We start from the raw sequence: 26011 nt of genomic DNA, 5'->3' as shown, positions 1-26011 counted from the left end.
CCATTTTCGATCTCGATCACACCTTAATTGCCGCAGATAGCAGCCTGTTATGGACAGAGTATCTGTGGGAGAAAAAAAATTATTACTGATCCCGCTTATCTCGATGCAGATAAACAAATGATGGAAGATTACAGCACCGGCAAGCTGGATATGGCGGCGTATATGGCGTTTAATCTGAAATCACTGGAACATGCCACAGTGGCGCAGGTAGATGAATGGGTTGCGGATTTTATTGAATGCAAAATCCGCCCGGTTATCTATCCGGATGCGGTAAAGACGCTCGCATTCTACAAAGAGAATGGCGTACCAATAGTGATTATTTCTGCCACCAGCGATTTTATCGTCAAACCGGTAGCAAAGATGCTGGGTGTTAATCTGGCTTTCGGTATTGAACTGGAAGTGAAAGATGAACGCTACACCGGCGCGTTACAGGGGATCACCACCTTCCGCGAAGGCAAAGTTGAAAAACTGGCTAACTTCCTGGATATTCGCCAGTTTTTACCGGAACGCACGATTTTTTATACTGATTCCGCCAATGACCTTCCCCTGTGTCACTATGCAACAGATGTCCTGACTGTCAATGCCGACCCGGTGTTACAGACCGAAGCAGAGAAGCAGGGCTGGACACAGCTGACCTGGCAGTTAACGGCGCAATAACTGACTGACAGAGTTACCGGCAAAGTTACCCGTAAAAATACCTGAAAAAATAACGGCGTTATACTGTGTGCATGACGCCGTGATGATACTGATATAACGGGACGGACGTGACTAATCAGTCGCGGCTGGTGTTCAGTCTGAACTGTCTCATCACCTGCATCAATTGTTCAGCCTGCTGATGCAGACTCCCGGCGGCGGCGGCGTTTTCTACCACCAGCGCCGCATTCTGCTGCGTCACTTCGTCAATCTGCTGAACCGCAATCCCGACCTGCGAAATACCCTGCGACTGCTCGTTGGCTGCCAGGGTCAATTCATCGATCATCTGACTCACTCCCTGCGTCTGGGTAACAATCACCTGCATGGATTCACCGGCTTCCGCCACGAGTTTACTGCCGGTACCCACCCGTTCGACACTGGCATTAATCAGCATTTTGATTTCCCCCGCCGCCTGCGCACTACGCTGCGCCAGAGTGCGGACCTCACCGGAAACGACAGCAAAACCCCGTCCGTGCTCACCGGCCCGGGCGGCTTCCACGGCCGCATTCAGTGCCAGGATATTGGTCTGGAACGCAATCGCGTCAATCACACTGATAATATCGGTGATAGTCTGTGATGACTGCGCGATATCCTGCATCGCACGCTCCACCTGCTCCACTTTCTTACCGCCGTCGCGGGCTGCTTCCGACGCTTGCGCTGCCATACGGTTAGCTTTACCGGCGATATCCGCACTGCTTTTCACGGTGGCAGACAGTTGCTCCATGGATGCGGCGGTCTGTTGCAGACTGCTCGCCTGGGATTCGGTCCGCTGGCTCAGGTCGGCATTACCGCTGGTTATCTGCATGGTACCGGTAACAATACTGTCACTGTTGTTGCGTACCTTGCCGACGATTTCTGCCAGATTGTCCTGCATGGCTTTCAGCGTACTCAGCACGCTGCCTTCCGGTGCAGGCCGCACCTGTCCGGACGACGATAAATCCCCGGAGGCCACCCGCTCCGCTACTTCTTTCAGCTCGGCAGGCTCGGCACCCAGGGCGCGGGTCAGATTTCTGATAATCATCACCCCGGAGACAACAGCCAGCGTTAACGCCAGCAGTGCAAACACCAGAATAATGTTACTCTGACGTTCAAAATTCGTATCAAACTTCTGAATGAGCTGGTTACCGGTGCCGGTGCCGTAATCTCTGCTGGCACGGAATGACATGATATAAGCATCCGATGCGGCATATTCCGCATCCATCATTTTCGCAATAGCATCCTCATGCCGGCCCTGCTTATCCAGTTCGAGAACTTCCCGGGTGACTAAGGCATACTGTTTTTCATCCGCTATCATCTTATCAAGCAAGACCCGCCCCTGCGGATCCATGCCAAACTCATTCACCATATCCAGCAGTGTCTGAGTTCTTTCTCTCACTTTTTTGTCCTCTTCGTCAAAACGGCTCAGTTCTTCTGTTTTATCTTTCTTATCAGTGGCATTGATCATATCCCGCAGCATGATCGCCCGCTCTTCCGTCGCATGGCGAACTTCATACGCCTGAACCTGAAGTGCATATGTTCCGTTAACGTAATTCGTGAACATCTCTTTGTCTTTATAAAGGTTCATAACCGCCATCCCTGAAACCAGAGCCAGAATGGCGATCAGAACACCAAATGTGACAGATAACCTGACACGGATCGTCGTATTTTTAAGATTCATATTTTTCCTGATGCAGAAAGTAATCAATAATGACAATAAATAACCAAATGTCTTTCCTGATATGCCGTAACAAGGCATGCCGATAAAAAAACATCGGCAACTAACCGAAAATTATCAGTTTTAATTTAATTTTTTTTTATATTTGGCCGCTACGATTCAATCTGTGAATACTGAGATGTTATAAAAAGGTTGTAGTTTCCGGACAGCTTCTTATACTGAAATCTTTCTTGTCGGAGTGCCCAGCATTTATCCTTGTGATAAATCGGGCTGAGACCGTTAATTCGGGATCCGCGGAACCTGATCGGGTTAGTACCCGCGAAGGGAACAAGAGTAATCTTTTCTTTTAACCGCTGCTGGTGGTATCAATCTGTAATCAGATCAGATACATGACTGACAGCCCGGTTATCACGTATTACTCCTGACGCACCTCCAGACAAGCAATTTCTCACTTTTTCTTCCGGCTTATTGCCGGTTCACTGTAAGGAATTTGCTATGTCCAATGAGCACCGTATTCACACCACTGATATTTCGCCGGATGCAGAACACACACCTGCGCCCTCCAAAGCCCGCTCGCGCCGTGAACAACGCGATGCAGCAGAGGAATATATCAGCACCCTGCAAGGGGTTAATTTCCCCAACTCTTCCCGTATTTATCTCACCGGCTCGCGCCCGGATATCCGTGTACCGATGCGCGAAATTGCGCTGTCGCCGACACTGATCGGTGGTGATAAAGCCAATCCGCAGTTTGAAGAAAATGAGCCGGTGCCGGTTTATGACACCGCGGGGTCTTACGGCGACCCGGACATAAAACTGGATGTCCGCGCAGGTCTTGCCCGTCTGCGTGAAAACTGGATAACAGAGCGCGGCGATACAGAACACATCACTCAACTCAGTTCTGATTTTACACAACAGCGCCTGGCGGATAACGGACTGGATCACCTGCGCTATCCGGATCGCCCGACCCCGCTGAAAGCGAAAGCCGGTGTGTGTGTCACTCAGTTGCATTATGCCCGCCGGGGCATTGTGACCCCGGAAATGGAGTTTATCGCCATCCGCGAAAACATGGGTCGCGAGCGTATTCGCGGGGAAGTATTGTTACAGCAACACCCGGGGCAGCATTTCGGCGCGAATTTGCCGGAAAATATCACACCGGAATTTGTCCGTGACGAAGTCGCCGCAGGGCGCGCCATTATTCCGTCGAATATTAATCATCCTGAATCAGAACCGATGATCATCGGACGCAATTTCCTGGTAAAAGTGAATGCCAATATCGGGAATTCCTCTGTCACCTCTTCGATTGAAGAGGAAGTGGAAAAGCTGGTCTGGTCAACACGCTGGGGCGCGGATACAGTGATGGATCTCTCCACCGGGCGCTATATTCATGAAACCCGTGAATGGATCCTGCGCAACAGCCCGGTGCCTATCGGCACGGTGCCGATTTATCAGGCGCTGGAAAAAGTAAACGGTACGGCAGAAGATCTGACCTGGGAAATGTTCCGCGATACCCTGCTGGAGCAGGCGGAGCAAGGTGTGGATTACTTCACTATCCATGCCGGTGTGCTGCTGCGCTATGTGCCGATGACAGCGAAACGCCTGACCGGGATTGTCTCGCGCGGTGGTTCAATTATGGCGAAATGGTGCCTGTCACATCATCAGGAAAACTTCCTTTATGTGCATTTCCGCGAAATCTGTGAGATTTGTGCCGCCTATGATGTCGCGCTCTCTTTAGGTGACGGGCTGCGTCCGGGATCTATTCAGGACGCCAATGATGCCGCGCAATTTGCCGAGCTGCACACCCTGGGCGAACTGACTAAAATCGCGTGGGAATATGATGTTCAGGTGATGATAGAAGGTCCGGGCCATGTGCCGATGCAGATGATCCGCAAAAACATGACCGAAGAACTGGAGCACTGTCATGAAGCACCGTTCTATACCCTGGGACCACTGACGACAGATATCGCACCCGGCTATGACCATTTCACCTCCGGCATTGGTGCCGCACTGATTGGCTGGTTCGGCTGTGCAATGCTCTGTTATGTGACGCCCAAAGAGCATCTGGGATTACCAAATAAAGAAGATGTTAAACAAGGACTTATCACTTACAAAATTGCCGCTCATGCGGCAGACCTCGCCAAAGGACACCCGGGCGCGCAGATCCGCGATAATGCCATGTCCAAAGCGCGGTTTGAATTCCGCTGGGAAGATCAGTTCAACCTCGCGTTAGACCCGGAAACTGCCCGCACCTACCATGATGAAACCCTGCCGCAGGCATCCGGCAAAGTCGCGCATTTCTGCTCTATGTGCGGACCCAAATTCTGCTCCATGAAGATTTCACAGGAAGTGCGCGACTACGCCGCCGGGATGGAAGAGATGTCTGACGCCTTCCGCGCCAAAGGCAGCGAGCTGTATCACGGTGCAGAGGAGCGTATCGATGAATCTGCCTGATGCACCATTCGCCCGGACGGAAAAAAAAATCAGGACTGTATCCGGTAGTGGATTCTGTGCTGTGGATTGAGCGCCTGCTGAAACTTGGCGTGCGCACTATCCAGCTACGGATCAAAGACAGAACCGATGCGCAGGTTGATGAACAGATCCGCACGGCCATCGCACTTGGCAAACACTATCAGGCACGGCTGTTTATCAATGATTACTGGCGGTTGGCTGTAAAACACGGCGCTTACGGCGTGCATCTCGGTCAGGAAGATTCAGCGCTGGCTGATTTACAGGCGATCCAACAAGCCGGGCTGCGCCTGGGGATCTCCACACACGATGAAAGCGAGCTGCAACGCGCGAAAGCACTGCATCCGTCTTATATCGCACTGGGGCATATTTTTCCCACACAAACCAAAGACATGCCTTCTTTACCTCAGGGGCTGGACAATTTAGCCCGCCAGGTCGCGGCGACCCCGGAAATACCTACCGTGGCTATCGGCGGCATTTCCTGTGAAACAGCGCCAAAGGTGCTTGCCACCGGTGTCGGCGGTATCGCGGTAGTCAGCGCCATCACAAAAGCCGCGGACTGGCAGGCAGCGACCCGGCAATTGCTGCGGCTGACCGGCGAATACACAGAAAACCCGGAGGTCAGCCATGCTCAGTGATTATGATTTTATGCGCTACAGCCGCCAGTTGCTGCTGGAAGATATCGGCCCGGAAGGTCAGCTGAAACTCAAACAGTCTCATGCCGTGGTCGTGGGTCTCGGCGGATTGGGATCTCCGGCGGCACTTTATCTGGCCGCCGCCGGAGTCGGCGAACTGACTCTGATTGATGATGATGACATTCATATCTCCAATCTTCAGCGCCAGATTTTATATACCGAAGCGGATGTGCAGGCGAATAAAGCGCAAACCGCAACAGCACGTCTGCGGGCGCTGAACCCGTCGCTGCGCCTGAATACGGTTACTGTCCGCCAGACAGGAGACACTCTGCAACATCATGTAAAACAAGCGGATATTGTACTGGATTGCACTGATAACATGACCACTCGTCATGCTATCAATGCCGCCTGTGTTGCACAGCGAAAAACCCTGGTCAGCGGCAGCGCCGTCGGGTTCAGTGGTCAGTTGCTGGTACTCACTCCGCCGTTTGAGCACGGCTGCTATTGCTGTCTCTATCCCGATGATGTGGTTCCTGAGCGCAACTGCCGCACAGCCGGTGTGCTTGGTCCGGTGGTCGGCGTGATCGGCACGTTACAGGCGCTGGAAGCGATCAAACTGCTGGCAGGGCTACCCTCTGCGCTGGACGGAAAACTGCGCCTTTTTGACGGCAAACAGCAGAGCTGGAGCACCTTGCAATTGCAGCGGGCAACACACTGCCCGGTATGCCGGGAGGCTGCCGTATGCGCATAACAGTAAATGATGATGTGATGATTTTCACAGAGCCGCTGACTGTCAGCGCATTGCTGGCGCACCTTGAACGCCCTGCTGTCGGGGTTGCCGTTGCCGTCAATCAGACCATTGTTGTCCGTGATGAATGGAGCAATTTCATCATCAATGACGGCGATCAGGTGTTACTTTTTCAGGCTATCGCCGGAGGCTAATTATGCTGACCATTGCAGATACCACATTTACATCTCACTTATTTACCGGCACCGGAAAATACGCGAACAGCCGCACAATGCAGGACGCGATTGCCGCCTCCGGCAGCCAGTTAGTCACTATGGCGATGAAGCGCATCGATCTTGCACAAGGGCATGATGAGATCCTCGCTCCGCTCCGCGAACTGGGGATAAAACTGCTGCCGAATACTTCCGGCGCAAAAAATGCACAGGAAGCGGTATTTGCCGCCCGTCTGGCGCGGGCAGCCCTGGATACCCACTGGATCAAACTGGAAATCCATCCCGACGCCCGCTATTTACTGCCTGATCCGATAGAAACATTGTCTGCTGCCGAAACCCTGGTCAAAGAGGGATTTGTTGTTTTGCCCTATTGCAGTGCAGACCCGGTATTATGCCGCCGGTTGGAAGAAGTCGGTTGTGCCGCAGTAATGCCGCTGGGTGCGCCTATCGGTTCCAACCGGGGATTACAGACCCGCGATATGCTGCGGATTATTATTGAACAGGCAACAGTACCGGTCGTGATTGATGCGGGGATCGGCGCACCAAGCCACGCGCTGGAAGCCATCGAACTGGGGGCTGATGCCGTGCTGGTGAATACCGCTATGGCAATTGCGCGCTCACCGGTATTGATGGCAAATGCATTCCGTCAGGCAGTGGAAGCAGGTCTTCTGGCGCGGGAAGCAGAACTTGCCCCTCAGCAGCAACATGCGACCGCCACCAGCCCGCTGACCGCATTTCTGGAGGCGCTATGACTGACAACAATACCTTCAGTGAACACTGGCAGCAACTGGATTGGGACAACCTTACTTTGCAGCTGAACAGTAAAACAGCGCGTGATGTTGAACAGGCACTGAACCGGGAAAACCTGACGTTACCGGACTTTATGGCACTGATTTCCCCGGCAGCCCGCCCGTATCTGGAAGAGATGGCGCAGAAAGCACAAACACTGACCCGTCAGCGTTTCGGGCACGTCGTTGGTATGTATGTGCCGCTTTATCTCTCCAACCTGTGCGCCAATGATTGTACTTACTGCGGTTTTTCCATGAGTAACGCGATAAAACGAAAAACCCTGACACCGGAAGAAATCCGAACGGAATGCGAAGCGATTAAGGCTCTCGGGTTTGACAGTCTGCTGCTGGTAACGGGCGAACATCAGCGCAAAGTCGGCATGGCGTATTTCCGCGAAACCTTTCCTCTAATCCGCAATTATTTCAGTACTATGATGATGGAAGTGCAGCCGATGGCGACAGAGGAATATGCCGAGCTGCGAACGCTCGGGCTGGATGGTGTGATGGTTTACCAGGAAACCTACCACGAAAGCGCCTATCAGCGGCATCATCTGAAAGGTCGCAAACAAGATTTTCACTGGCGCTTACAGACACCCGATCGCTTAGGTCAGGCGGGGATCGACAAAATCGGGTTGGGTGCGCTGATCGGGCTTTCTGCTCAGTGGCGCACTGACTGTTATATGGTCGCGGAGCATCTTAACTATCTCCGCCTGCGCTACCGGAAAAGCCGCTATTCAGTTTCATTTCCCCGCCTGCGCCCGTGCGCGGGGGGCATTGAGCCGGAGTCACTGATAAATGACGCAGAGCTGGTACAGCTTATCTGCGCCTTCCGTTTGTTTGCACCGGACATTGAGTTATCCCTCTCCACCCGGGAATCGCCGTATTTCCGCGATCATATGGTGCCGGTCGCGATTAACCAGGTCAGTGCCGGGTCAAAAACCCAGCCGGGCGGCTACGCACAAGGGGATGACCCGGAGCTGGAACAGTTCAGCCCGCATGACAACCGCACACCACAGCAGGTAACAGATGCTCTGCTGGCGGCGGGGCTTCAACCGGTATGGAAAGACTGGGATCAATATCTGGGGCGGTAAAATAAAGCGGGCCGGTATTTTTCCGGCCCGTTTTTTTTAGTCTATCCGCTTACAAAATGTCACCGGCGGCACATCTTCTCCGGCATTTTTTGCCGGGATATAACGTCCCCAGAAATCATTAAATAACCGGAAAATTTCTTTCCGCTGACTCAGAATTAATATCATCGTAATCAGTACATAAACTGCACTTAAAATATCCGTCAGCGCCCATAAAATATCAGCCTGTAAATTACTGAATAAAATAATTGGCGCCAGATAATAAACGCGATACAAATTTTTCGCTATTTTATTGGCTTTTGTATCACCGAAGAAAAAGTTAACCGCTTTTTCGCAGGTAAAATACATACCAATGGTTGTTGTACAGGCCAGCAATGTAATAAATATCGCCATAAACCAGCTGCCAACATCACCATACGTCACTTTAAACGCTAATGTTGTCAGGCGCGATGATGTAATTCCGGGGTAATCAACCCAGACATTGGTTGTCAGAATCGCTAATGCCGTTACTGTACAAATAATAATGGTCAGGAAAACTTCACCAAACCCCCAGCTTGACTGGCGGATAGGGTGATCCGTCGTAGCTGCCGCATGAGCGACAATGCCGTAACCAGTTCCTGCATCATTAGAGTAAATACCACGGGCAATACCAAAACGGATAGCTTCCATGACTGTTGCACCGGCAAATCCGCCGACACCGGCAGCCGGTGAAAATGCAGATTTAAAAATCAGGGCAAATGCAGCAAGAATCTGATCGTAATTCATCACCAGTAGGATCACCGCAACGGTCAGATAGGTAATTGCCAGTTTCGGTACCACACTTTCCATTTTGGAAGAAATGCCTTTCAAGCCACCGATGATGACACTGGCAATAAAAATAACCATCACAATCAGGGTCAGATAACTGTCGACATTAAAGGCTTCTTCAATGGAGGATGTTGCTGATTCGCTCTGTACCAGGCACGTCCACGGCCCGAGCATAAAGCAGCAGACAGAAAGTGCCACCGCGCCTTTTTTCCAGCCCAGTGCATGCTCCATCACAAATGAGCGGTCACAGACATATTCATCCATGGATTTTTCATATTTGACGCGGTAACGCTGCCCGAGAATAATTTCACACGCTTTGGTCGCAATACCAAAGAAAGCGGAAAACCAAAGCCAGAATATTGCGCCCGGACCGCCCATCGTAATTGCGGTGGCAACCCCGCCGATACTGCCGATCCCGACGGTATTAGCCAATGCGGTACAGGCCGCTGCAAAACTGGATACCGAACCGGCTCCCTGAAGTTTTTCACTGATACCTTTTTTATTAAATAAACCGCCGTATGTATTCTTTATATTAAACCGAAAATTAAATTGGTATTTAAAACGGAATTTAATGGTTAACCAGATGCCGAGACTGACTAATAAAATTGGCATCGGATACGTCCAGATAAAATCTGAAAACTGATTAATTATATTTAGTATTGAGTCCATAATGAGTATCCGAAATTAATTAAATACATCAAGTGCCTGAGTGATATCAGCAATTAAATCCTCAGCGGCTTCGCAGCCGGCAGAAATACGAATCAATCCTTCATGCATGCCGAAATCAATAAGCTGCTGCGGGGTAAATTCAGTCCTGAATGCTGTCGCCGGATGCGCCAGTGACGTGCGGAATCCACCCAATGTTCCCAGGTAAGTGATCAGCTCCAGGCGGTGAATAAATACATCCACCAACGGCTGTTCATCCCGCACACGGAAACTGAGCATCGGACCATATCCGTGAATAAACAGTGAGTCAGCCAGTGTATGCTGTGGATGACTCTCAAGCCCCGGGTAGTTAACCTGCGCAACACGCGGGTCACGACTGAGTGCCTGTGCGATAGCCTGCGCATTTTCCATCTGCCGGGTAACACGCATTTCCATCGTCCGGATACTGCGCAGGCAAAGCCATGCCGTGTATGGATCACTACATCCGCCCAGCAGGCGGGCTTTCAGTTCAATTTTCTGCATCAGTGCCAGCGAACAGGTCACTGAACCTGCGGTTAAATCACTATGCCCGCCGAAAAATTTTGTCAGACTGTGGATGACAATATCCGCACCATGTTGCAGTGGTTTAATAACAAAAGGAGTTGAAAATGTATTATCAACCACCAGCAAACACTGATGTTTACGGCTGATCGCCGAAACAGCATCAATATCAATCACTTTAATCAATGGATTGCTGATAATTTCGGTATAAAACATAACAGTTTCCGGACGTATCGCCGCCGAAATCGCTGCCGGAGAGAGAAAGTCCGCGTAGGTCACAGTGACCCCCAACGGGATTAAGATCAGATCGATTAACTCAATCGTTTCGCCGTAAATTGATTCATTAACAACAAGATGGTCGCCCTGCTTCAGCAGGCTCAGCAGTGTCGCTGAAATCGCCGCCATGCCTGATGCCATGACCGCAGAAACGTCACCGTCCTCCATCATTGAAATCGCAGCGGATAAGCTGTCACGATTCGGATTCGCTGTGCGGTTATATTGATATTCACCATTCCCGCTGCTGACAGCATAGTAATGCTGCGTATCGCGCATCGCGTATGCTGTTGCCGGAAATATTGCCGGTGAATCCGGGTACATGCCTTCCGGATAATCCATTTCCCCTGAATACAAAAGTTGAGTGCGTTCTTTCATTATTTATCCTGAATAATCATTTCTCATCACTGTTATAAAAGTGACAAGTTAAAATAAGTACGCACTCACCCTAAACCTTATAGCCGGAATAAGGTTAAATCAGGTTTTCCGGATATGAGAAGATAATCACAAAATTATTTTTACAGAAAATAGTATGTTAATTTTAAATCTGATAGTTTAAATAAAAGTGACATTTACCCGGGAAAGAATATGAAAAAATATTTTACAATTGGTGAAACAGCCAAATTATTAGGTATTTCAACACAAACGCTACGTTTTTATGATAAAAAAGGCATTCTGAAACCGGGATATGTCGATAGTGAAACCGGATATCGTTACTATCTGTTTGAACAATTTCATTACATTGACCGAATTAAGTATCTTCAAAAGCTAAATATGAATTTAAGTGATATTAAAATCATTATTGAAAGCGGGGATAAAGAAAAATTAACACATTATTTAATACAGGAAAGAAAGCGGAAGGAGCAGCAACTGAAAGATTTGCATGGCATGATAGAAACATTAGACTGGTATGTTGATTACTTCAGTTTTGTTGATAATAAGTCAGGGGGTGAACCTTTTTACAGTGTTGAACTGCCGGAACGCTGGTGTCTGTTTGTTCCCTGCTATCCCTCAGACCGCCCCATTTCTAAGATGGAACTGAGACTGGCAGAAATGAAATCCAAGCCGGAAAATAAATCACTTTCTTATTTACGGCAATATGCCTATGTTCTGGATTATAATAATATTATTGATCAAACATTTTATCCGTCAAAATACCTTATCTATCTGAAAGAAAAACCAGACTTTGATTCACCCAACCTGGTTTGCCTGCCGGCAGGATTATACCTGTGCTGTATTTGTAATTATCTTTCTGAAAAGGTTGATATTGTTATGGTGGAACAATATTTCAAAGATAAAGATAAACCAGGACTGGTTATTGCAAATGAATTTGAAGATAATTTAGTTAATTATGACTCAGCACCCTATGAACTTCAGTTCCTTATTTCATAAAGAAAGATTTATTTATCTATTATTATGTAACGCCCGCTTTTCCGGAAAATAAATTACCGGAAAAGAAGACGTCACATAAAACAAATTTAACAGATAGCCATATTAATTTTTACTTATCGACAATAATATCTGTATTCACCACTTCCGGACCACTGTTGCCGATCATTGAGGCAAATTTCTCAATTGAATCAGTTCGTAATGCATAAAGCCGTTTCAGTGCATAAGGGTTATCACCCAGTCGTACTTTGCCCTGAATGGTGGTGACCGCGAGTGTCATTCCTGCCTGAGCTGCGGCGTCCATTGCATCCTGATTATATGCTCCGAACGGATAGGCCAGATAATGCTGCTCCGGATTCAGTTTTGCCAGCACACGCTGCGAACGCTGATAATCCAGTAAAATGGAATGCTCTGTCCGGCTGAAAATAATCGGGTTTTTCCGTTTATCCAGGCGATGCAAAAAGTGAGCATGGGACTGAATATCAAAAATATCCCGTGATGCCAGTAACTCTGTCCAGTTCATAAACTGTAAGCCATCCGGTGCCCATTTCTGGATTTTTGATTTAACACGCGAAGAGATAACAAATAACGCGGCATGCTGATTGTTGCGTTTGAGGATCGGATACGCATAGCGGTAAACCGATTTGAGCCCGTCATCAAATGTCAGAATAACCACTTTCCCCGGCAGGTTATTTTCTTTTTTCAGATAGCCCGCGACATCATCAAGAGAGAGCGTCCGGTAGCCATTGCGTTTCAGATAATCCATCTGCGCCTGAAAGGCCTCAACCGATGTGGTGGTGGAGGTATGCAGGAAGTTCTTATTCTCACTCTCTTTGAGAATGTGATGATAAGTCAGGATCGGAACGCCTTTATCCAGCTCTACATCCGACAGGCGGACATACGCCAGTCTGTCTGCCAGACGGATTGTCAGCCAGACAATTTTGTCACCTTCCCGGTTTTCCCTGACCATCTTAGCCAGTACCGGATAGCGCAGGTCATCGAATAGTGTTGCAACCGGCGGCTTCGATTCATCCGGCGCGCCAAAAATATCCGTATCCTTTGTGGTTATAAGATAGTCATAGATAGGATTATTCAGCTCATTCAGTGTATCCAGCGGCGGGATCGTTTTAGGTTTTTTAGTAGATAAACCGCTGTTTTCAATAAAGCCACGGTCATTACCAAACTGTAATTCCCGGTAATCCCCTTTCATCGGATAAATATAAAAACCATGAGACGGATTCAGCTCTGCCACGCCCTGCATTACCCCGGCGACCGGTGCAAAAACAGTTTGTGGTGCCTTAACCTGAATCAGTAACGGCGGTTCGTCTTTCAGCAACCACTCCTGAGCATCCGGGGGTTGTACCGCAGGTACTGCAATTGCCCGGTTAAACCCGGCAACAGAAAGAAAAACTATAAGTATATACAATAGGTTGCGCATGATGTGTTCATTGCCTTATACCCTGCACAAAAAAGCCCTCCTTAAAAGGAGGGCTGTTCAACTGGTCACATTACTGTGCCACTTACTCTTTGCTGCCACCGAAGCCGGCGTTCAGAAGCTCAGCTAAGTTCGCTGTTGCTTCATCTGCACTGACTGCCTGTGGTGCATCGATAGCATCTGCCAGATGACGACGGCGGATACGTTCCTGGTGGTACGAGAAACCGGTACCGGCAGGGATCAGGCGACCCACAATAACGTTCTCTTTCAGACCGCGCAGTTCGTCGCGTTTACCCGCAACGGCCGCTTCAGTCAGAACGCGTGTGGTTTCCTGGAACGATGCCGCAGAGATGAAGGACTCTGTCGCCAGTGATGCTTTGGTAATACCAAGCAGATCACGTTCGAAGGTTGCAGCGATCTTGCCATCCTGCTCCAGCAGACGGTTTGCCACTTTAACACGCGCATATTCAACCTGCTCGCCTTCGAGGAAGTCAGAACTTCCCGCAGAAGAGATGGTGACTTTACGCAGCATCTGACGAACGATAACTTCAATGTGTTTATCGTTTATCTTAACGCCCTGTAAGCGGTAAACTTCCTGGACTTCGTTCGCGATATAACGGGCAACCGCATTCACGCCACGCAGACGCAGGATGTCATGTGGTGATTCCGGACCATCAGATACGACGTCACCACGTTCAACCATCTCACCTTCAAACACGTTGAGCTGACGCCATTTAGGGATCATCTCTTCGTAAGCATCACTGCCGTCAATTGGTGAAATCACCAGACGACGTTTACCTTTGGTTTCTTTACCGAAGGAAATGATACCGCTGATTTCAGCAAGGATAGCCGGCTCTTTCGGACGACGGGCTTCGAACAGATCCGCAACGCGCGGCAGACCACCGGTGATATCTTTTGTACCGACAGATTCCTGCGGAATACGCGCCAGTGTGTCACCGGCACTGATAGTCACGCCATCATCCAACTGTACAATCGCTTTACCCGGCAGGAAGTAAGCAGCAGGCATATCCGTATTAGGGATCAGAACATCATTGCCTTTCGCATCAATGATTTTCAGTGCCGGACGCATTTCTTTCGCACTTGCTGTACGCTCTGCAGAATCCAGAACGACCAGTGATGACAGACCGGTTAATTCATCAGTCTGACGGGTAATGGTCTGACCGTCATGCATGTCGGTGAAACGAATAACACCGGACACTTCACTGACAACCGGCATGGTATGCGGATCCCAGTTAGCGACAGTTTCGCCACCATTAACTGCTTCGCCGTCACCTTTAGTCAGCTGAGCACCGTAAGGCACTTTATAGCTCTCTTTGGTACGACCGAATTCATCAACCAGACGCAGTTCGGTATTACGGGAAGTGACAACCAGTTTACCTGCGGTGTTACCAATCAGCTTAGCGTTGAACAGTTTCAGTGTACCGGTATTACGGACCTGAATGCTGGACTCAGCAGCAGCACGGGATGCCGCACCACCGATGTGGAACGTACGCATTGTTAACTGTGTACCCGGCTCACCGATTGACTGTGCTGCAATAACACCAACGGCTTCACCTGAGTTGATGATATGACCGCGCGCCAGGTCACGACCGTAGCACTTGGCACACACACCGAAGTCAGTTTCGCAACTTACCACAGAACGCACTTTCACGATGTCTACAGAGTTCTCTTCTAACAGATCACACTGTTTTTCATGAAGCAGGGTGTTACGCGGGATAAGAATATCCGCGGTACCCGGTTTCAGGATGTCTTCTGCAGCCACACGGCCCAGAACGCGATCACGCAGTGGTTCTTTAACATCACCACCCTCGATAACCGGCGACATCATGATACCTTCGTGCGTACCACAGTCATCTTCAGTGATAACCAGATCCTGCGCGACGTCAACCAGACGACGTGTCAGATAACCGGAGTTCGCTGTTTTCAGTGCGGTATCCGCCAGACCTTTACGCGCACCGTGCGTTGAAATGAAGTACTGGAGTACGTCAAGACCTTCACGGAAGTTCGCGGTGATTGGCGTTTCGATGATGGAACCATCCGGTTTCGCCATCAGACCACGCATACCGGCCAGCTGACGAATCTGTGCAGCAGAACCACGCGCACCTGAGTCGGCCATCATATAGATGCTGTTGAAAGAAACCTGTTGTTCTTCTTCGCCGTCACGGTTAATCACGGTTTCCGTTGACAGGTTTTCCATCATCGCTTTAGCAACACGTTCGTTTGCTGCAGCCCAGATATCGATAACCTTGTTGTAACGTTCGCCGGCAGTAACCAGACCTGACTGGAATTGCTGCTGGATTTCTGCCACTTCCGCTTCCGCTTCCGCGATAATTCCTGCTTTCTTCTCAGGAATAACCATGTCATCGATACCAACAGATGCACCTGAACGGGCAGCGTAAGCAAAACCGGTGTACATGATTTGGTCAGCAAAAATAACGGTCGGTTTCATGCCCAGAATACGGTAACAAGTATTCAGCATTTTAGAGATTGCTTTCTTACCCAGTGGTTGGTTAACCAATGAGAAAGGCAGACCACGCGGAACGATACGCCATAAAATGGCACGGCCGACAGTGGTATCAACCAGGCTTGTTTGCTTCGTAATATTACCTTCACCGTCTTTCACTTCTTCAGTGATACGGACTTTCACGCGCGCATGCAGTGAAGCATGGCCGGAACGGTAAACACGCTCAGCTTCTGTTGAACCGTTAAGTACCATGCCTTCGCCCGGGGCGTTAACACAGTCACGGGTCATGTAGTACAGGCCCAGAACAACGTCCTGAGAAGGTACGATAATCGGATCGCCGCTTGCCGGTGACAGGATGTTGTTTGTAGACATCATCAGGGCACGGGCTTCGAGCTGTGCTTCCAGGGTCAGAGGGACGTGAACCGCCATCTGGTCACCATCGAAGTCGGCGTTGTATGCCGCACAAACGAGTGGGTGTAACTGGATAGCTTTACCTTCGATAAGGATAGGCTCGAACGCCTGAATACCCAGACGGTGAAGTGTCGGCGCACGGTTCAGGAGAACCGGGTGCTCGCGGATAACTTCATCCAGGATATCCCATACAACGGACTCTTCGCGCTCAACCATTTTCTTGGCAGCTTTGATGGTGGTAGCAAGACCACGCAGTTCCAGCTTGCCGTAGATGAACGGTTTGAACAGCTCCAGTGCCATTTTCTTAGGCAGACCGCACTGATGCAGACGCAGGTACGGACCTACGGTGATTACAGAACGACCGGAGTAGTCAACACGCTTACCGAGCAGGTTCTGACGGAAACGACCTTGTTTACCTTTGATCATGTCTGCCAGTGATTTCAGCGGACGCTTGTTAGAGCCGGTGATAGCACGACCACGACGACCATTATCTAACAGTGCATCAACCGCTTCCTGCAACATACGTTTTTCGTTACGTACGATGATGTCAGGTGCAGCCAGATCCAGCAGGCGTTTCAGACGGTTATTACGGTTGATCACACGACGGTACAGATCGTTCAGATCTGACGTCGCAAAGCGACCGCCGTCGAGTGGTACTAACGGACGCAGATCCGGTGGTAATACCGGCAGAACTGTCAGGATCATCCACTCAGGCTTGTTGCCGGACTGGATAAAGGCTTCTAACAGTTTGATGCGTTTAGTCAGTTTCTTACGTTTGGTTTCTGAATTGGTTTCGTTCAGTTCTTCACGCAGGTTTTCGACTTCCTGTTCCAGATCCATTGCTTTAAGCAAGGCCTGGATGGCTTCCGCACCCATTTTCGCGTCGAATTCATCACCGAACTCTTCCAGAGCGTCCAGGTACTGTTCTTCAGTCAGAATCTGGCTGCGCTCAAGGCTGGTCATCCCGCCTTCAACAACAACATAAGATTCAAAGTACAGGACACGTTCAATATCACGCAGCGGCATATCGAGCAGTAAACCGATACGGGATGGCAGTGATTTTAAGAACCAGATGTGTGCAGTAGGTGATGCCAGTTCGATGTGACCCATGCGCTCACGACGCACTTTAGTCTGGGTCACTTCAACACCACATTTCTCACAAATCACACCACGGTGCTTCAGACGTTTGTACTTACCGCACAAACATTCGTAATCTTTTACCGGCCCGAAAATTCGCGCACAGAAAAGCCCGTCACGTTCAGGTTTGAACGTACGGTAGTTAATGGTTTCCGGCTTTTTCACTTCACCAAATGACCATGAACGAATCATGTCAGGTGAGGCCAGACCAATTTTGATCGCACCAAACTCTTCGGTCTTGCTTTGTGCTTTCAGAAACTTTAATAAGTCTTTCACGAAATGGCTCCTGTCGGAGTTAGACCTGTGAGACAAGCAAATAATACTGCCTGTCCCTTAAACCAGATTTACTGGTGCTGCCCGCTCAGATGCGGGCAGCCACAACGGCAATTACTCGTCTTCCAGCTCGATATTGATACCGAGTGAACGGATTTCTTTCAGCAATACGTTGAAAGACTCCGGCATGCCCGGTTCCATCTGATGACTGCCGTCGACGATGTTTTTATACATCTTCGTACGACCGTTAACATCATCCGATTTCACTGTCAGCATCTCCTGGAGGGTATAAGCGGCACCGTATGCTTCCAGTGCCCACACTTCCATCTCCCCGAAACGCTGACCACCGAACTGCGCCTTACCACCCAGCGGCTGCTGAGTAACCAGGCTGTAAGAACCGGTAGAACGCGCATGCATTTTGTCATCAACCAAGTGGTTAAGTTTCAGCATGTACATATAGCCGACAGTAACCTGACGCTCAAAACGCTCACCGGTACGACCATCAAACAAGGTAATCTGACCGGACGTCGGTAAATCAGCCAGAGTCAGTAACTCTTTGATTTCCTGCTCTTTCGCGCCGTCAAATACCGGTGTTGCAGTCGGCATACCTTTTTTCAGGTTCTCTGCCAGACGCAGCACTTCTTCATCACTGAAGGTGTTCAGATCGACTTTCTGACGCGGGTCATTACCCAGGTCATAAGCTTTCTGGATGAAACCGCGTAATTTCGCGATGTCCTGCTGCTCTTTCAGCATCTTATTGATTTTATCGCCGATGCCTTTCGCAGCCATACCCAGATGGGTTTCCAGAATCTGACCGATGTTCATACGTGATGGTACGCCCAGCGGATTCAGCACGAGGTCAACAGGGTTACCGTTTTCATCGTATGGCATATCTTCGATAGGGTTAATTTTTGAGATAACCCCTTTATTACCGTGACGACCCGCCATTTTATCACCAGGCTGGATCTGACGTTTCACGGCCAGATACACTTTGACGATTTTCAGCACGCCCGGTGCCAGGTCATCGCCCTGAGTGATTTTGCGACGTTTCGCTTCCAGTTTCTTAGCGAACACAGATTTCAGTTCGTCATACTGTTCAGCCAACTGCTCTAACTGATTCTGTTTTTCTTCATCAGTCAGTGCCAGTTCTAACCAACGCTCACGCGGCAGTTTGTCCAGTTTATCCGCTTCCATTCCGCCGCTTACCAGGACAGAACGAATACGATAAAACAGGCCGGCTTCGAGAATCTGTAACTCTTCTGTGAGGTCTTTCTTCACATCACGCAGTTGCATTTCTTCGATTTCGAGCGCACGTTTATCTTTTTCCACGCCATCGCGGGTAAAGACCTGTACGTCGATAATGGTACCGGACACGCCGTTCGGTACACGCAGTGACGAATCTTTCACGTCAGAGGCTTTTTCACCGAAGATAGCACGCAGCAGTTTCTCTTCCGGGGTTAATTGTGTTTCACCTTTTGGTGTCACTTTACCCACAAGAATATCGCCGCCTTTCACTTCCGCACCGATATACACGATACCGGACTCATCCAGTTTGGAGAGAGCCGCTTCACCCACGTTCGGGATATCAGCAGTGATCTCTTCCGGCCCCAGTTTGGTGTCACGGGACACACAAGCCAGTTCCTGAATGTGGATAGTGGTGAAACGGTCTTCCTGAACAACACGCTCGGACACGAGGATGGAGTCTTCGAAGTTGTAACCGTTCCATGGCATAAATGCCACGCGCATGTTCTGACCCAGCGCCAGTTCACCCAGATCGGTGGACGGACCATCTGCCAGCACATCACCGCGTTCAACAGGCTCACCCAGCGAAACGCAAGGAGTCTGGTTGATACAGGTGTTCTGGTTAGAACGGGTATATTTAGTCAGACTATAGATGTCGATACCTGCTTCGCCGGCATACATCTCTTCATCATTAACTTTAATAACGATACGTGATGCATCAACGTACTGAACCGTACCACCACGTTTGGCAACAGCGGTTACGCCGGAGTCAACCGCAACAGCGCGTTCCATACCAGTACCAACCAGCGGCTTGTCAGCGCGCAGAGTCGGAACCGCCTGACGTTGCATGTTCGCACCCATCAATGCACGGTTGGCATCATCGTGTTCCAGGAATGGGATCAGTGACGCACCCACAGAAACGATCTGCTGGGTGGAAACGTCCATATACTGAACCTGGTCGCGGCTGAATAAGCTGGACTCACCTCTGTTACGGCAGGTAATCAGTTCATCAACAAAGTGACCATCGTCATCTAAAACGGTATTTGCCTGAGCAATGATGAAGTTACCTTCTTCAATTGCAGACAGATAATGAATCTCATCAGTCACAACATCTTCACGCACTAAACGGTACGGGGTTTCCAGGAAACCATATTCGTTTGTCTGTGCATAAACAGATAAGGAGTTGATCAGACCGATGTTCGGACCTTCAGGGGTCTCGATAGGACAAACACGACCGTAGTGCGTAGGATGAACGTCGCGCACTTCAAAGCCTGCACGCTCACGGGTCAGACCGCCCGGGCCTAACGCGGAGATACGGCGTTTGTGCGTAATTTCTGATAACGGGTTGTTCTGGTCCATAAACTGAGACAGCTGGCTGGAACCAAAGAACTCTTTTACCGCAGCAGAAATTGGCTTGGCGTTGATCATGTCCTGAGGCATCAGATTATCAAGATCGCCCAGGGACAGACGCTCTTTCACTGCACGCTCAACACGTACCAGACCTACACGGAACTGGTTTTCAGCCATTTCACCGACAGAACGGATACGACGGTTACCTAAGTGGTCGATATCATCCACTTCACCACGGCCGTTACGGATCTCGATCAGTTTCTGCATCACATCGGTGATGTCTTTTTTGCTCAGAATACCTGAGCCATCAGAATCTTCACGACTCAGTGAACGGTTGAACTTCATCCGGCCTACTGCAGAGAGATCGTAACGATCTTCTGAGAAGAACAGATTTTCAAACAGATTTTCGGCAGCTTCACGGGTTGGCGGCTCACCAGGGCGCATCATACGGTAGATTTCTACCAGTGCACTTAAACGATCGCTGGTTGGGTCCACACGCAGAGTTTCTGACATGTAAGCGCCGTGATCCAGGTCGTTGGTGAACAGCGTATCAATGGTTTTGTGACCGGACTGGCTGAGACGTGCCAGCAGATCCAGAGACATTTCCATGTTAGCCGCACAAATTAACTCACCGGTCGCTGTATCGATGTAATCACGCGCAACCACTTTCCCTGCGATGTATTCAACAGGTACTTCGATCTTAGTGATTTCTTCTTTTTCAAGCTGACGGATATGACGCGCAGTAATACGGCGTCCTTTTTCGATATAAACTTTTCCGTTCGCTTCGATATCAAAAGAAGCAGTTTCACCGCGCAGACGCTCAGGAACGAGAGTCATAATCAGTTTATTATTGCTGATTTCGAACGTGGTTTTGTCGAAGAACAGGTTCAGAATATCTTCCGTGCTGAAATTCATTGCACGCAGGATAATAGACGCAGGTAATTTACGACGACGGTCGATACGGACAAATAAGTTGTCTTTAGGATCGAATTCGAAGTCCAGCCATGAGCCGCGGTAAGGGATAATACGTGCGTTATACAGCACTTTACCGGAAGAGTGTGTTTTACCTTTGTCACTGTCAAAGAACACGCCCGGGCTACGGTGTAACTGAGAAACGATAACACGCTCAGTACCGTTGATGACGAACGTTCCGTTATCGGTCATGAGCGGAATTTCGCCCATGTAAACTTCTTGTTCTTTAATATCTTTAACTGTGCCTTCCGGCGCTTCACGCTCGTAAATAACCAGACGCAGTTTTACGCGCAGTGGTGCTGAAAAGGTAACACCGCGGATTTGACACTCTTTAACGTCAAATACCGGCTCACCCAGACGGAAGCTGACATATTGCAGTTCAGCATTACCACTGTAGCTCTGAATCGGGAAAACGGAACGGAATGCGGCTTCTAAGCCATTCTGGCCATCCGGATCGAGTTCGATGAATTTCTGGAATGAATCCAGCTGAATAGAAAGGAGATAGGGAATGTCCAGTACTTGCGGACGCTTACCAAAATCCTTACGAATACGTTTCTTCTCGGTATAGGAGTAAACCATAGGGTTCCTCAGCTCGCTTGATCAGTGACCCGACCTGCCTGTTACAAACGGCAGTCGCTACAACTATCTAATTAGGACAGAAAATGGAACATTTTCTGCTGATACTTATTGCAGTTACCCTTAAATCATTTCATTGCGCAGCTGACTACCGAGCTACCCGAGCGGATCGTAGTCGTCAACACAGTATATTAAGTCGTCAATAGCAAAGAGTATTCGGAGAGTTCGCAGGTGTCAGATAGCACAGTTGCTATCCCAAAAACACGTGCGTGCGCATTAGCGCAAAAAGGCTGGTGACCAATAAGTCACCAGCCAGCAGCCATTTTCAGGCTGTTGCTAAAAAAAGTGGCTTATTTAACTTCAACTTCTGCGCCAGCTTCTTCCAGAGCTTTCTTCAGCGTTTCCGCTTCATCTTTGCTCACGCCTTCTTTCATTGCAGCTGGTGCACTTTCAACTAAATCTTTAGCTTCTTTCAGGCCCAGACCAGTTGCGCCGCGAACAGCTTTGATTACTGCTACTTTGTTCGGACCAACAGCTTTCAGAATAACGTCAAATTCAGTTTTTTCTTCAGCAGCTTCAGCAGGACCCGCAGCTACAGCAACAGCAGCAGCAGCAGAAACGCCGAATTTTTCTTCCATCATGGTGATCAGTTCAACAACGTCCATTACAGACATTTCAGCAACTGCGTCCAGAATTTGTTCTTTAGTGATAGACATACGATATGTTCCTAAAATTCAGAATAAGTTTATACGTTAAAAAGCAACGAAGAAAAGAAAGAGCGATTAAGCAGCTTCTTTCTGATCGCGTAACGCTGCCAGAGTGCGAACCAATTTGCCTGCAGCGGCTTCTTTCATGGTTGCCATCAGGCGTGCAATTGCTTCGTCGTAAGTTGGGAGTGTTGCTAAGCGATCGATATCTTTCGCTGCAATGAACTCACCTTCAAAGGCTGCGGCTTTAATCTCGAATGCAGGGTTCGCTTTCGCGAAATCTTTGAACAGGCGAGCAGCAGCGCCCGGATGTTCATGAGAAAATGCAATCAAGGTAGGACCGACGAATACGTCTTTCAGGCACTCAGAAGAGGTACCTTCAACAGCACGGCGCAGCAGGGTGTTACGTACAACGCGTACGGTAACATTAGCTTCGCGACATGCTTTACGCAGACCGGTCATTTTATCTACAGTCACACCACGGGAATCCGCGACAACTGTAGACAGCGCGCCTTTGGCAACTTCGCTGACTTCAGCAACAATCGCTTGTTTGTCTTGAAGATTTAATGCCATTAGCTTCTTGCTCCTGGTTTAGCCGGGTATACAACCCCGGAACTCACTTCACTCAACACCGAAGGTGAAGAGCGCTAAAACACGGTGAGCAGAATACTCGAATAAAATTCTTGTGGCTCTGTCACCGTCTACGCAGGACAATTAAGTAATTACTTACACCTGCGGTCTTGGACGGGGTCCGGATTAAGGCCGGACTCCAACCGAAATTCTTTTAGTTGTTGTCGTTCCTGCGATAAAAATCACAAAGACGAATACAACAAACATTGGGCGTCAGATTCTATAGAAACCTGACCCCAATGTAAAGTGCTTATTATCCGCAGATATTAAGCAACTGCTGCGCTCAGACCAGCCTGGTCGATTGCAACACCCGCACCCATGGTGGTAGACAGGCTGATTTTCTTGATGTACACGCCTTTCGCTGAAGATGGTTTTGCTTTTTTCAGCGCAACCAGTAGAGATTCCAGGTTTTCTTTCAGTTTATCAGACTCAAAATCTACTTTACCGATAGTGGTGTGGATGATCCCGTTTTTGTCGTTACGGTAACGAACCTGACCTGCTTTAGCGTTATTCACAGCTTCAGCAACGTTAGGGGTTACAGTACCCACTTTCGGGTTAGGCATCAGACCGCGCGGACCTAAGATTTGACCTAATTGGCCAACAACGCGCATTGCATCAGGAGATGCGATAACAACGTCGAAATCCATTTGACCGGCTTTGATTTGGTCAGCCAGATCTTCCATACCAACCAGTTCTGCGCCGGCAGCTTTTGCTGCTTCAGCGTTAGCGCCCTGTGCAAACACAGCTACGCGAACAGAACGACCAGTACCGTTTGGCAGCACAGTCGCGCCACGAACGTTTTGATCTGATTTACGGGCATCGATGCCGAGGTTAACTGCAACGTCAACACTTTCAACGAATTTAGCAGTCGCTAATTCTTTCAGCAGAGCAACAGCTTCATTAATGTCATACTGTTTAGTGACATCAACTTTTTCACGGATATTGCGCATGCGCTTGGTCAGTTTAGACATAGATTAACCCTCCACTACCAGGCCCATGGAACGAGCAGTACCTTCAATAGAACGCATCATAGCTTCTATATCGGAACCAGTCATATCCGCTGCTTTAGTCTCAGCGATCTCACGAACCTGAGCAGAAGTGATTTTACCCACTTTCTCTTTGTTCGGTTTGCCGGAACCAGATTTCAGACCTGCAGCTTTTTTCAGTAAAACTGCCGCTGGCGGCGTTTTAGTGATAAAAGTGAAAGAGCGGTCAGCGTAAACTGTAATAACAACAGGAATTGGTAAACCTTTTTCCATGCTATCTGTTTTGGCGTTAAACGCTTTACAGAATTCCATGATGTTTACGCCCTGCTGACCCAGTGCCGGTCCAACCGGTGGACTTGGGTTTGCCATACCAGCTGACACTTGCAGCTTGACGTAGGCTTGTACTTTCTTAGCCATCTAAATAATCCTCAATGTGGGTAATAGCGCTTGTTACCAAGCTCCCCTATGAATACAGGCCCGCGTAAAAACGCGAGCCTCTGAAAAACAAAAGGCGCGAAATTGTAGATAAATTTCCCAGCTTTTGCAAGCCGGAAAAAAATCACTTACGGTTTTTCGACCTGGCTGAAATCCAGTTCGACCGGAGTTGCACGACCAAAAATAGAAACAGATACTTTCAGGCGGCTCTTCTCATAGTCGACTTCTTCAACCACACCGTTAAAGTCAGCAAACGGACCATCGGAAACACGTACCATTTCACCCGGCTCGAACAGTGTTTTCGGACGTGGCTTATCACCCGCTTCTTGTAAGCGGTTCATGATAGCATCCACTTCTTTATCACTGATCGGTGCAGGACGGTCAGATGTTCCGCCGATAAAGCCCATTACACGCGGCACGTTACGCACCAGATGCCAGGACGCATCGTTCATCAGCATCTGAACTAATACATAGCCCGGGAAGAATTTGCGCTCACTTTTACGGCGCTGACCACTGCGGATCTCGACGACTTCTTCAGTTGGCACCATGACTTCGCCAAATGAATCTTCCATCCCGTTGATTTTGATATGTTCACGCAGAGACTGCGCAACCCGACCCTCAAAACCTGAGAAAGCCTGGATGACATACCAACGTTTTTTAGGAGAATCCGACATCTTTAGAACCTCAGAAGGATGTTATATAGGAAACAAGACGGACAAGGATACCATCAAGGCCCCATAACACTAACGACATAACCGCTGTTACTGCTGCCACGATAAGTGTTGTTTGCAGTGTTTCCTGACGTGTAGGCCAGATAACTTTACGCATTTCAACCCGTGCTTCACGGGCGAAAGTCAGTGTCGCTTTGCCTTTTGTTGTCCACAGTGCAATACCACCGGCTAATGCAATGATAACAACGACTGCCAGCGCACGCAGCGCAAGGTTAAATTCGCGGAAATAGTAGTTTCCGCCAATGGCGGCAACCAGCAGAACTGCAACCACTAACCATTTGGCGACATCGGCACTGCGGCCGTTTTGTTGAGCTTCGCTATTCGCACTCATAAACCAACCTGTAACCATGAAATAATAAGTTAGCCAGCTTGCCTCGCTACTGCAAAACAAATCAGACCAAAATTAAGGACCGGAGCAATTGTATCTGACTTGGCGTCATAATCCAGCATGAGTTTCGTATTCTTCGAAAGACTCACCATTCGTTGCGTGAGAGCCTATCTCACCAGTAGTTGATGCACAACTAATGATGAGATAGGTTCTTTATAAAACAACGCAGAAAAAAGGGCATCATTTGATGCCCTTTTCGGATTACATCAGTAATTAGCTCATTACTTTCGCTACAACACCCGCGCCGACGGTACGACCGCCTTCACGGATTGCGAAACGCAGACCATCATCCATTGC

Annotated in this window: 21 protein-coding genes and 1 riboswitch; of the genes, 8 read left to right on the top strand and 13 right to left on the bottom strand. The window is 49.1% G+C overall.

Features of this window, described 5'->3' with window-relative positions:
• Positions 1–117: 117 nt before the first annotated feature.
• Complete coding sequence (locus AYY16_RS09900; RefSeq protein ID WP_235846269.1) at positions 118–657, top strand: HAD family hydrolase; 540 nt, start codon at positions 118–120, stop codon at positions 655–657.
• Positions 658–772: 115 nt separating this feature from the next.
• On the opposite strand, the gene AYY16_RS09895 is transcribed toward AYY16_RS09900, so the two are convergent.
• A complete protein-coding gene (locus AYY16_RS09895; protein ID WP_067365731.1) occupies positions 773–2350 on the bottom strand; it encodes a methyl-accepting chemotaxis protein in 1578 nt (525 codons plus the stop codon).
• 221 nt (positions 2351–2571) lie between these two features.
• Positions 2572–2691, top strand: a riboswitch (TPP riboswitch).
• A 151-nt stretch (positions 2692–2842) separates the two neighbouring features.
• Between AYY16_RS09895 and thiC the strand changes: the two genes are divergently transcribed.
• From thiC to thiH, 6 genes are read left to right on the top strand one after another with little or no spacing between them, the layout of a single operon-like run.
• Entirely contained in the window at positions 2843–4795 is a 1953-nt protein-coding gene (thiC, locus tag AYY16_RS09890) for a phosphomethylpyrimidine synthase ThiC (RefSeq protein WP_067365729.1), read from the top strand.
• On the top strand, positions 4795–5448 hold the full coding sequence (gene thiE, locus AYY16_RS09885) for a thiamine phosphate synthase (RefSeq protein ID WP_156664987.1): 654 nt from the start codon (positions 4795–4797) through the stop codon (positions 5446–5448). Before thiC ends, thiE begins: the two co-directional genes overlap by 1 nt.
• Positions 5438–6196 carry a HesA/MoeB/ThiF family protein gene (locus AYY16_RS09880; protein ID WP_067365726.1) on the top strand — a complete coding sequence of 253 codons (759 nt, stop codon included), beginning with the start codon at positions 5438–5440 and terminating at the stop codon, positions 6194–6196. Before thiE ends, AYY16_RS09880 begins: the two co-directional genes overlap by 11 nt.
• Positions 6187–6387: a sulfur carrier protein ThiS gene (gene thiS, locus AYY16_RS09875; RefSeq protein ID WP_067365723.1), complete on the top strand. Its 201-nt coding sequence runs from the start codon at positions 6187–6189 to the stop codon at positions 6385–6387. The genes AYY16_RS09880 and thiS overlap by 10 nt, the downstream gene beginning before the upstream one ends.
• Positions 6388–6389: 2 nt before the next feature.
• Complete coding sequence (locus AYY16_RS09870) at positions 6390–7157, top strand: thiazole synthase (protein ID WP_067365720.1); 768 nt, start codon at positions 6390–6392, stop codon at positions 7155–7157.
• The gene (gene thiH / locus AYY16_RS09865; protein WP_067365719.1) at positions 7154–8284 is read left to right on the top strand and encodes a 2-iminoacetate synthase ThiH; all 1131 of its coding nucleotides are present in this window, start codon (positions 7154–7156) and stop codon (positions 8282–8284) included. Before AYY16_RS09870 ends, thiH begins: the two co-directional genes overlap by 4 nt.
• 36 nt (positions 8285–8320) lie before the next feature.
• Here thiH and AYY16_RS09860 read toward each other — a convergent pair whose 3' ends face one another.
• On the bottom strand, positions 8321–9700 hold the full coding sequence (locus AYY16_RS09860; RefSeq protein WP_223861238.1) for an alanine/glycine:cation symporter family protein: 1380 nt from the start codon (positions 9698–9700) through the stop codon (positions 8321–8323).
• Positions 9701–9772: 72 nt separating this feature from the next.
• Positions 9773–10945: a trans-sulfuration enzyme family protein gene (locus AYY16_RS09855; RefSeq protein ID WP_067365715.1), complete on the bottom strand. Its 1173-nt coding sequence runs from the start codon at positions 10943–10945 to the stop codon at positions 9773–9775.
• Between the two features lie 210 nt (positions 10946–11155).
• Between AYY16_RS09855 and AYY16_RS09850 the strand changes: the two genes are divergently transcribed.
• On the top strand, positions 11156–11959 hold the full coding sequence (locus AYY16_RS09850) for a MerR family transcriptional regulator (RefSeq protein WP_067365713.1): 804 nt from the start codon (positions 11156–11158) through the stop codon (positions 11957–11959).
• A gap of 109 nt (positions 11960–12068) precedes the next feature.
• Here AYY16_RS09850 and AYY16_RS09845 read toward each other — a convergent pair whose 3' ends face one another.
• The 10 genes from AYY16_RS09845 to AYY16_RS19725 all read right to left on the bottom strand — a co-directional run.
• Positions 12069–13394, bottom strand: coding sequence for a polysaccharide deacetylase family protein (locus AYY16_RS09845; RefSeq protein WP_067365710.1), 1326 nt, complete (start codon positions 13392–13394; stop codon positions 12069–12071).
• An 82-nt stretch (positions 13395–13476) separates the two neighbouring features.
• Positions 13477–17700 carry a DNA-directed RNA polymerase subunit beta' gene (gene rpoC, locus AYY16_RS09840; RefSeq protein ID WP_067365707.1) on the bottom strand — a complete coding sequence of 1408 codons (4224 nt, stop codon included), beginning with the start codon at positions 17698–17700 and terminating at the stop codon, positions 13477–13479.
• Positions 17701–17811: 111 nt separating this feature from the next.
• Positions 17812–21840 carry a DNA-directed RNA polymerase subunit beta gene (gene rpoB, locus AYY16_RS09835; protein WP_067365704.1) on the bottom strand — a complete coding sequence of 1343 codons (4029 nt, stop codon included), beginning with the start codon at positions 21838–21840 and terminating at the stop codon, positions 17812–17814.
• 347 nt (positions 21841–22187) lie between these two features.
• Positions 22188–22553, bottom strand: a complete 366-nt coding sequence (rplL, locus tag AYY16_RS09830; protein ID WP_067365701.1) for a 50S ribosomal protein L7/L12 — start codon at positions 22551–22553, stop codon at positions 22188–22190.
• Positions 22554–22619: 66 nt separating this feature from the next.
• Positions 22620–23117, bottom strand: a complete 498-nt coding sequence (gene rplJ, locus AYY16_RS09825) for a 50S ribosomal protein L10 (RefSeq protein WP_067365698.1) — start codon at positions 23115–23117, stop codon at positions 22620–22622.
• A gap of 323 nt (positions 23118–23440) precedes the next feature.
• A complete protein-coding gene (gene rplA, locus AYY16_RS09820; RefSeq protein ID WP_067365694.1) occupies positions 23441–24145 on the bottom strand; it encodes a 50S ribosomal protein L1 in 705 nt (234 codons plus the stop codon).
• 3 nt (positions 24146–24148) lie between these two features.
• Entirely contained in the window at positions 24149–24577 is a 429-nt protein-coding gene (gene rplK, locus AYY16_RS09815; RefSeq protein ID WP_067365692.1) for a 50S ribosomal protein L11, read from the bottom strand.
• Between the two features lie 146 nt (positions 24578–24723).
• Positions 24724–25269: a transcription termination/antitermination protein NusG gene (gene nusG / locus AYY16_RS09810; protein WP_067365689.1), complete on the bottom strand. Its 546-nt coding sequence runs from the start codon at positions 25267–25269 to the stop codon at positions 24724–24726.
• A gap of 10 nt (positions 25270–25279) precedes the next feature.
• Positions 25280–25657 carry a preprotein translocase subunit SecE gene (secE, locus tag AYY16_RS09805; protein ID WP_067365685.1) on the bottom strand — a complete coding sequence of 126 codons (378 nt, stop codon included), beginning with the start codon at positions 25655–25657 and terminating at the stop codon, positions 25280–25282.
• Positions 25658–25927: 270 nt separating this feature from the next.
• The coding region (locus AYY16_RS19725; protein WP_208020734.1) for an EF-Tu C-terminal domain-related protein at positions 25928–26011 on the bottom strand (84 nt) is incomplete at its 5' end.

The organism is Morganella psychrotolerans (genome assembly GCF_001676155.1).
In the GTDB taxonomy this organism is placed as follows: Bacteria; Pseudomonadota; Gammaproteobacteria; order Enterobacterales; family Enterobacteriaceae; genus Morganella; species Morganella psychrotolerans.
This window is presented reverse-complemented; position numbering and strand designations above follow the sequence as displayed.

What these genes read in the sequence shown, in the direction of transcription:
- AYY16_RS09900 (WP_235846269.1), top strand. Translation starts at nt 118, where the DNA reads ATGATGGAAGATTACAGCACCGGCAAGCTGGATATGGCGGCGTATATG.
- AYY16_RS09895 (WP_067365731.1), bottom strand. Translation starts at nt 2,350, where the DNA reads ATGAATCTTAAAAATACGACGATCCGTGTCAGGTTATCTGTCACATTT.
- thiC (WP_067365729.1), top strand. Translation starts at nt 2,843, where the DNA reads ATGTCCAATGAGCACCGTATTCACACCACTGATATTTCGCCGGATGCA.
- thiE (WP_156664987.1), top strand. Translation starts at nt 4,795, where the DNA reads ATGCACCATTCGCCCGGACGGAAAAAAAAATCAGGACTGTATCCGGTA.
- AYY16_RS09880 (WP_067365726.1), top strand. Translation starts at nt 5,438, where the DNA reads ATGCTCAGTGATTATGATTTTATGCGCTACAGCCGCCAGTTGCTGCTG.
- thiS (WP_067365723.1), top strand. Translation starts at nt 6,187, where the DNA reads ATGCGCATAACAGTAAATGATGATGTGATGATTTTCACAGAGCCGCTG.
- AYY16_RS09870 (WP_067365720.1), top strand. Translation starts at nt 6,390, where the DNA reads ATGCTGACCATTGCAGATACCACATTTACATCTCACTTATTTACCGGC.
- thiH (WP_067365719.1), top strand. Translation starts at nt 7,154, where the DNA reads ATGACTGACAACAATACCTTCAGTGAACACTGGCAGCAACTGGATTGG.
- AYY16_RS09860 (WP_223861238.1), bottom strand. Translation starts at nt 9,700, where the DNA reads ATGCCAATTTTATTAGTCAGTCTCGGCATCTGGTTAACCATTAAATTC.
- AYY16_RS09855 (WP_067365715.1), bottom strand. Translation starts at nt 10,945, where the DNA reads ATGAAAGAACGCACTCAACTTTTGTATTCAGGGGAAATGGATTATCCG.
- AYY16_RS09850 (WP_067365713.1), top strand. Translation starts at nt 11,156, where the DNA reads ATGAAAAAATATTTTACAATTGGTGAAACAGCCAAATTATTAGGTATT.
- AYY16_RS09845 (WP_067365710.1), bottom strand. Translation starts at nt 13,394, where the DNA reads ATGCGCAACCTATTGTATATACTTATAGTTTTTCTTTCTGTTGCCGGG.
- rpoB (WP_067365704.1), bottom strand. Translation starts at nt 21,840, where the DNA reads ATGGTTTACTCCTATACCGAGAAGAAACGTATTCGTAAGGATTTTGGT.
- rplL (WP_067365701.1), bottom strand. Translation starts at nt 22,553, where the DNA reads ATGTCTATCACTAAAGAACAAATTCTGGACGCAGTTGCTGAAATGTCT.
- rplJ (WP_067365698.1), bottom strand. Translation starts at nt 23,117, where the DNA reads ATGGCATTAAATCTTCAAGACAAACAAGCGATTGTTGCTGAAGTCAGC.
- rplA (WP_067365694.1), bottom strand. Translation starts at nt 24,145, where the DNA reads ATGTCTAAACTGACCAAGCGCATGCGCAATATCCGTGAAAAAGTTGAT.
- rplK (WP_067365692.1), bottom strand. Translation starts at nt 24,577, where the DNA reads ATGGCTAAGAAAGTACAAGCCTACGTCAAGCTGCAAGTGTCAGCTGGT.
- nusG (WP_067365689.1), bottom strand. Translation starts at nt 25,269, where the DNA reads ATGTCGGATTCTCCTAAAAAACGTTGGTATGTCATCCAGGCTTTCTCA.
- secE (WP_067365685.1), bottom strand. Translation starts at nt 25,657, where the DNA reads ATGAGTGCGAATAGCGAAGCTCAACAAAACGGCCGCAGTGCCGATGTC.